The following is a 7783-nucleotide window of genomic DNA, read 5'->3' as shown; positions in this document are numbered from 1 at the left end:
CAATTCATCCACTTGGCGTTCCTTGCCCTCCTCCTCAAAAGATTTTGAACAGGCTCTTAGAGCCTGTTCAAAGTCTCCCTGTCGGATTGGAATCCCCTCACGCTCTCCGCTCGTCATTCCTGCGGAAGCAGGAAGCGCTTTTCAACAGCCGGAGGGCTGGTCGTCCAGTGCCTCTGCTTTCGATCGGGTAAAGGCGCTGGGTCCCAGCTAGACCAGCCCCGCGGGTGTTGAGAGCCGCTGGGACGATGGTTCTTTCCGAGGCTTCCTGCAGCGGCCAGGACAATCGCTGCGCGGCAGGTGCCGGCACGCCTGTCCACAAGGACAGGCACAGCACAAAGGCTGGCTGCGTCACCCATGCCGGATACTCACCCGCCCGTCATTCCTGCGAACCCCGAAAAGGGGGCAAGAGCAGGAATCCAGCGCCTTTGCCTTCCTCAGTGACCGGCCGGCTTCACCAGTTCGATCTCGAACAGCTTCGGCCAGCGCTTGCCAGTGACGAACAGGCGGTCGTGCGCGGCATCGTAGGCGATGCCGTTGAGCACGTCGTTGGACGGGTCGGGCAGGCGATCGACGTCGAGCAGGCCGGTGAGGTCGATCCAGCCCAGCACCTTGCCGCTGGCCGGGTCGATCCGGGCGATGCGGTTAGTCAGCCACACGTTGGCGTAGATTTCGCCCTTGACCCATTCCAGTTCGTTGAGATTGGTCACCGGCACGCCGTCGTCGGTGACCATCAGGCTGCCGGTGCTGGCGAGCGTCTCCGGGTCGAGCACGCGCAGCACGGCCGAGCCGTCGCTCATGTACAGGCGATGGTCGTCGCGTGTCAGCGCCCAGCCTTCGCCGGGATAGGCGAAGTTGCGCTGGAGCCCGAAGCTGGCCAGGTCGTAGACGAAGCCGGTCTGGCTCTGCCAGGTGAGCTGCACCAGCCGGTCCTTCCAGTCCACGATGCCTTCGCCGAAATACTGCGGCGGAAGGTCGTGCCGCTGCAGCACCTTGCCGCTGCGCAGCTCGACCTTGCGCAGGGTCGATTCGCCGGCTTCGCCGGTGCTCTCGTAGAGATAGCCGTCCTTGTAGAACAGGCCCTCGGTATAGGCGCCGGTGTCATGCGGATAGGCATGCACGACGCGGTAGCCGTAGACCGGCGCCGCGGCATGCGCGGCCGTGCCGGGAAACGGCAGGGCGAGGAGAAGGGCAGGGAGGAGAGCGGTGCCGGGCAGGCGGATCATCGGTCGGTTTTCGGCAGGGAGGTCGTGGCGCTCAGCCGAGCGGCCGCACGCGGAAATTGCGCCCCTTGATCCGGCCGGCGCGCAGTCGCTCCAGCGCCTTGCCGGCCAGCGCGCGGCTGATCGCCACGTAGGCGCGGGTGGCGAATACGTCGATCTTGCCGATGTCGGCCGCGTCGAGCCCCGCATCGCCGGTCAGCGCGCCGAGGATGTCGCCGGGGCGCAGCTTGTCCTGCCGGCCGGCGTCGATCACCAGGGTCTTCATCGGCGCCAGGTTCAGCGTCTTCGGGCGCGGCGGTGCCAGCTTCAGCGGCCGCCACGGCAGCGGCGCGCCTAGCGCCTGCTCGATGTTCGCCGCCTTCGGCCGCTCCCGCGGCGAGCACAGCGTGATCGCCAGGCCCGACTGCCCGGCGCGTCCGGTGCGGCCGATGCGGTGGGTATGCGTGTCGGGATCGTGCGCGATGTCGTAGCTGACGACCAGGGGCAGCGCGGCGATGTCGAGCCCGCGCGCGGCGACGTCGGTGGCCACCAGCACCGAGCAACTTCGGTTGGCGAAGCGCACCAGCACCTCGTCGCGGTCGCGCTGCTCCATGTCGCCGTGCAGCGGCAGGGCCGAGAAGCCGCGGCGGTCCAGTTCCTGCGCCACCGCATCGACGTCGCGCCGCATGTTGCAGAACACCAGCGCGTGCTGGCCGCGCTCGCCGGCCAGGAGCTGCGCCAGCGCGTCGGCCTTCTGCACGGGCTCGACCTCGATGAACTGCTGCTCGATCGCCGGTTGTTGTTCGGCCGGGGCATCGACGGTGACCTCGACCGGGTTTTTCTGCACGCGCCGGCTCACCGCGCGGATCTCGTCCGGGTAGGTCGCCGAGAACAGCAGGGTCTGGTGATGCCTGGCGATGCGCCCGACGATGTCGTCGATCGCCTCGCTGAAACCCATGTCCAGCATGCGGTCGGCCTCGTCCAGCACCAGCACCTTGATGCCGCCGCCGTGCAGGCTGCCGCGCTTCAGGTGTTCCTGCACGCGCCCCGGCGTGCCGACCACGATGTGCGGATCGTGCGTGAGCGAGGCGAGCTGCGGGCCCAGCGGCATGCCGCCGCACAGGGTCAGCAGTTTCACGTTCGGGATGTTCGCGGCCAGCCGGCGGATCGCCTTGCTGACCTGGTCGGCCAGTTCGCGGGTCGGGCACAGCACCAGCGCCTGCAGCCGGATCGTGTCCGCGTCCAGCGCCTGCAGCAGGCCCAGGCCGAACGCCGCGGTCTTGCCGCTGCCGGTCTGCGCCTGCGCGATCACGTCGCACCCTTCCAACATTGGCGGCAGGCTCTGCGCCTGCACCGGCGTCATCCCGGCATAGCCGAGGGTTTCGATGCTGGCGAGCAGGGCGGGCTTGAGCGGGAGCGTACTGAAGGAAGTCATGCGACATGATCGCATCTATTGCCGTGCACGCGTGCGCGGGGGCAACCTCGATCCGCGCTGGCTGCCTGGTGGCGCCGCTGTCCGACTGGACTCTCCGAAGCAGGGCAGCGTGCACAAGCGTTGCGCCGTGGCCGCTGCCATCGGTGTGCTTCCTGCTGGATTTCCTGGCGGCGGGGCTTGCTTAGATCGACGATGGATGGGACGCGCGCGATCGCGTGGACAACTCGGAATCGGAGATGGCGCTCATCGCTTCGGTTCACCGTCTTCGGCGTACTGCTCGTGCCGGCCCTCAATCCAGGGCGGCTTCGTCGGCTATGCTCGGATGGAATCGCCACTGCCTCCTGCTCCCACCCCTTTTCCGGTGCTGTATTCTTCTTTTTATATAATTCAAACACTTGCCGGATGACTCCCCAATAGGGGGTTGGCTCTCTTTTTTGCCTATCTTCCATATCGATCAAATACTTGGCTCAATAGGCGTCTAGTTCGCTGCCGCACAGGCAGCTTAGAAATCTTTAGGCAATGCGCCCACCTGCGTAATTGCGTTCGCTGCCGCACAGGCAGCTTAGAAACTGCTGCCGACGGCGCGAATCAGCCTGCTGCGAGTTCGCTGCCGCACAGGCAGCTTAGAAATTGAGCGGCACACGCATTTTCATGTTGTGCGCGTTCGCTGCCGCACAGGCAGCTTAGAAAAGTCGCCCGATCGAAAGAAGGCGACGGCCTGCTGTTCGCTGCCGCACAGGCAGCTTAGAAATGCTGCTATTCGCGGCATCGACACGACGACGCGTTCGCTGCCGCACAGGCAGCTTAGAAAAAGGTGTGCGGTGGTGTCTCGTGCTACGACGCGTTCGCTGCCGCACAGGCAGCTTAGAAAGCCGACCTGGACGTCAGCGGCGGCGTGCCACCGTTGTTCGCTGCCGCACAGGCAGCTTAGAAATGACGCCGAGCCGGCCGCGGCGAACCAACCGTGTTCGCTGCCGCACAGGCAGCTTAGAAAGTTGCGACGCGCTACGACATAGCGATCAGCCGGTTCGCTGCCGCACAGGCAGCTTAGAAAGTCACAAGGCGCAGCAGGATGGATTGATATAGGTTCGCTGCCGCACAGGCAGCTTAGAAATGGCGAAAGACCTGGGCATCAACAACATCGCCGTTCGCTGCCGCACAGGCAGCTTAGAAAAGGTGCGGCCCAGGTAGTTCACCAGGTACTCGGTTCGCTGCCGCACAGGCAGCTTAGAAAAAAACGGATGCGATTACCCAGGCCGAGATCATGTTCGCTGCCGCACAGGCAGCTTAGAAACCGATTCGTTGGTCGTAATTGACGAGTGCCACAGTTCGCTGCCGCACAGGCAGCTTAGAAACTTGACGGTCCGACGGTCAAGGTACTTTACTTGTTCGCTGCCGCACAGGCAGCTTAGAAAGCGCATTCTGCCCCCGAGAATGGCCGCAGTACGTTCGCTGCCGCACAGGCAGCTTAGAAACAGCCACTTACCGCCGCGGAATCGCGTGTTGATGTTCGCTGCCGCACAGGCAGCTTAGAAATGGTCCATGAGCGCACCTTCAACGGTAAAGACGTTCGCTGCCGCACAGGCAGCTTAGAAATGGGCGCCGGCTACGAGCTTCCCTTCCGTGTCGTTCGCTGCCGCACAGGCAGCTTAGAAATGTCGAGCGGCAGTACCTGGTGCCGGACAAGCGTTCGCTGCCGCACAGGCAGCTTAGAAACACCCGTGCCGAACGTTGCTGCGGAGCAGAGCGTTCGCTGCCGCACAGGCAGCTTAGAAATGATCGGCATACACCCACAGCATCCGGCGCCGGTTCGCTGCCGCACAGGTAGCTTAGAAATGCGTTCAGACGCAGTGGGTACAGCCTCCACCGTTCGCTGCCGCACAGGCAGCTTAGAAAAACGGAATACGGCACGGCTGCGGGAAATCGTTGTTCGCTGCCGCACAGGCAGCTTAGAAATCCCACACCTGATCCGCCTAAGGTCTGTGGCGGTTCGCTGCCGCACAGGCAGCTTAGAAAAGCGACAGCGGGCGACCCGTTGCTTTCGGCTGGTTCGCTGCCGCACAGGCAGCTTAGAAATTCTCGCGCTCCGCGGTCTGCTTGATCTCGCTGTTCGCTGCCGCACAGGCAGCTTAGAAAATGAAGTGGACTTTGCCCAACCCCTGGTCGTGGTTCGCTGCCGCACAGGCAGCTTAGAAATGGCAGTAGCACATGCCGTCTGCCTCGGGATGGTTCGCTGCCGCACAGGCAGCTTAGAAAATGCTGAATGGTTCCAGCCGAGCGGCGCTGACGTTCGCTGCCGCACAGGCAGCTTAGAAATGCGAGGACGCCAGTGAGGAAGGCTTCCGCCAGTTCGCTGCCGCACAGGCAGCTTAGAAAGGCAACCGGGGTGCGGCCAGCGCCACCGGCAAGTTCGCTGCCGCACAGGCAGCTTAGAAAGCGCAAGAAGTCCAGCAGCCCGCAAGGTGTGGGTTCGCTGCCGCACAGGCAGCTTAGAAAACCGCAATGCTCGGCGCGATCGACAATGACCTGTTCGCTGCCGCACAGGCAGCTTAGAAAAGCTCAGTGCGAACACCGGCGTGCCGTTCACGGTTCGCTGCCGCACAGGCAGCTTAGAAAGAGTCGGGTTGTACGAGCCGTCACGGGCCAGCGTTCGCTGCCGCACAGGCAGCTTAGAAAAATCCCATTGCGAGCCGCTCTAGTGTTCGCTTGTTCGCTGCCGCACAGGCAGCTTAGAAAAAAAACGAACGTGGTCAAGAGCCAGAACGCAAGTTCGCTGCCGCACAGGCAGCTTAGAAAGTACTGGACGTGCCAAGACGCCCATGTATGCCTGTTCGCTGCCGCACAGGCAGCTTAGAAACGGCCGATCCCGCCGACGACAACTGCCGCTGCATTCGCTGCCGCACAGGCAGCTTAGAAACTTGGGCGTTTAGACGGCTATTTAATGTGAGAGTTCGCTGCCGCACAGGCAGCTTAGAAAGTGGACGGGCTGGCGCATGCGCGGCGCGCACCGTTCGCTGCCGCACAGGCAGCTTAGAAAATCATGAGCGGCGTTGTTCTTCTGTGGGCCAGGTTCGCTGCCGCACAGGCAGCTTAGAAATTATCGCTACAGCGATCAGCAAATGTCGGACATGTTCGCTGCCGCACAGGCAGCTTAGAAATTCGATATCAAGCCCGCCATGGCCGTGCATACGTTCGCTGCCGCACAGGCAGCTTAGAAAGTCGTGACCGGCGAGCTTGCGACCGGCAAGTCGTTCGCTGCCGCACAGGCAGCTTAGAAAACACTTGATCGATCGCGCCCGCATGCTCGGCAGTTCGCTGCCGCACAGGCAGCTTAGAAATTGTCCAGGCGACGCCTGTGATGAACAGCGGCGTTCGCTGCCGCACAGGCAGAAAATACGTCTGACGAGCGACAGCGCTGGCGCCGTGCTCGCGGTCTATCCGGTGGCGACAAGCCTGCCGGTGCGGACCATGCGGTTGCCGATGGAAAGGTGTTCCTGGCCGCAATACGGGACACATGCGATCGGATATCGCCATACCGTGTCGGGTCGGAGGAAACTTCATGCCGCTTCGCCGGTCCGAAGCGGAGGCCGGTGCTCCCGTGTCATGTCATCGACTTCCTGCCCATCGACTTTCAAGGACAAGCACATGAACGCAGTGACGCGGTTTCTGGTGCGCAACCGGGGGTTTTTCGTCTTCATGCTGGGCATGCTGGTGTTCCGCAGCGCCGTCGCCGACTGGAACGTGGTGCCCAGCGGTTCGATGCAGCCGACGATCGCGATCGGCGATCGCATCCTGGTGGACAAGGCGGCGTACGACATCCGCCTGCCCTTTACCCGTGTCTCGCTGCTGCACCTGGCCGATCCGCGGCGTGGCGACATCGTGATCGTCGATTCGGCCGCGGCGCGCGAGCGGCTGGTGAAGCGGGTGATCGGCCTGCCCGGCGACGAGATCGCGCTGCGCGGCAACGTGCTGTTCGTCAACGGTCATGCCGCGCGCTATGCGGCCAGCAGCGCCGATGGCGTCCACGACGACGAGCGGATGCCGGCCAGCTATGCGGTGGAGAGCTACGGCGGCATGCGCCATGCCGTGCGGCTGTCGAAGTACCTGCCGAGCCCGGCCAGCAACTATGGCCCGGTGCGGGTGCCGACGGGTCATTACCTGCTGCTGGGCGACGACCGCGACAACAGCGCGGACTCGCGCTACTTCGGCTTCTTCCCGCGCGGTGAGATCGTTGGGCGCGCGTATCGCGTGCTGGTGTCGCTCGATCCGGAGCGCCACTACCTGCCGCGCGGGCAACGCACCGGCCTGCCGCTGGATGCGTGCTGCGCCCGCCGCTAGGCGCGGGCGATGCGGCTCACCATTGCGTGCGGCCGGGCAGCAGGCCCTTCAGTTCGGCGTCGGTGAGGTTGCGCCACTGCCCCGGCTTCAGGTGGCCGAGCTTCACGTTGACGATGCGCACGCGGCGCAGTTGGGTGACGCGGTAGCCGAACGCGGCGGCCATCAGGCGGATCTGCCGGTTGAGGCCCTGGGTCAGCACGATGGCGAAGCCGAACTTGGCGATCTTGCGCGTGCGGCAGGGCCTGGTCATCTGGTTGTGGATGCGCACGCCCTTGGCCATGCCGGCGAGGAACGCGTCGGTGACCGGCTTGTTCACCGCGACCAGGTATTCCTTCTCGTGGCCGTTCTCGGCGCGCAGGATCTCGTTGACGATGTCGCCGTTGCTGGTCAGCAGGATCAGCCCTTCGGAATCCTTGTCCAGCCGCCCGATCGGGAAGATGCGCTGCGGATGGTCGACGAAGTCGACGATGTTGCCGTCCACGCCCTGGTCGGTGGTGCAGGTGATTCCCACCGGCTTGTTCAGCGCGATGTAGACCGCCTTCTTCGCCGCCGGCATGGCGGCGAGCAGGCGCGGCTTGACGATCTCGCCGTCCACCCGCACCTCGTCGCCGTCCAGCGCCTTGGCGCCGGTCGAGACCACCTCGCCGTTGATGGTGACGCGGCCGGCCAGCAGCAGCTCGTCCGCCTCGCGGCGCGAGCACAGGCCGGCTTCGCTGATGTACTTGTTGACGCGCATGGGTGAAAGCCGGGATTAGGGAGACGGGATTCGGGATTCGTTCGAGCAAGTGCGGGGCGGGAGAGATGCTTGCAG

At 64.1% G+C, this 7783-nt stretch carries 4 protein-coding genes and 1 CRISPR repeat array; of the genes, 1 reads left to right on the top strand and 3 read right to left on the bottom strand.

Annotation, left to right across the window (positions count from 1 at the left end; all coding sequences use genetic code 11):
- Window positions 1-434 precede the first annotated feature (434 nt).
- Window positions 435-1223 carry a glutaminyl-peptide cyclotransferase gene (locus tag ASG87_RS07285; RefSeq protein WP_157510939.1) on the bottom strand — a complete coding sequence of 263 codons (789 nt, stop codon included), beginning with the start codon at window positions 1221-1223 and terminating at the stop codon, window positions 435-437.
- A gap of 31 nt (window positions 1224-1254) precedes the next feature.
- The gene (gene dbpA, locus ASG87_RS07280) at window positions 1255-2634 is read right to left on the bottom strand and encodes an ATP-dependent RNA helicase DbpA (RefSeq protein WP_056003032.1); all 1380 of its coding nucleotides are present in this window, start codon (window positions 2632-2634) and stop codon (window positions 1255-1257) included.
- A gap of 481 nt (window positions 2635-3115) precedes the next feature.
- Window positions 3116-6032: a CRISPR direct-repeat array (repeat unit 28 nt; unit sequence GTTCGCTGCCGCACAGGCAGCTTAGAAA).
- A 247-nt stretch (window positions 6033-6279) separates the two neighbouring features.
- Here dbpA and lepB point away from each other — a divergent pair.
- Window positions 6280-6972, top strand: coding sequence for a signal peptidase I (lepB, locus tag ASG87_RS07275; RefSeq protein WP_056003029.1), 693 nt, complete (start codon window positions 6280-6282; stop codon window positions 6970-6972).
- 16 nt (window positions 6973-6988) lie between these two features.
- Here the strand turns inward: lepB and ASG87_RS07270 are convergent, their stop codons facing one another.
- Window positions 6989-7708, bottom strand: coding sequence for a pseudouridine synthase (locus ASG87_RS07270; protein WP_056003026.1), 720 nt, complete (start codon window positions 7706-7708; stop codon window positions 6989-6991).
- Window positions 7709-7783: the final 75 nt, after the last annotated feature.

Origin of the sequence: Frateuria sp. Soil773, assembly GCF_001428405.1 — a bacterium.
GTDB lineage: Bacteria > Pseudomonadota > Gammaproteobacteria > Xanthomonadales > Rhodanobacteraceae > LMSL01.
Note: the sequence above shows the minus strand (reverse complement) of the source record. Positions and strands in the feature narration are given on the sequence as shown.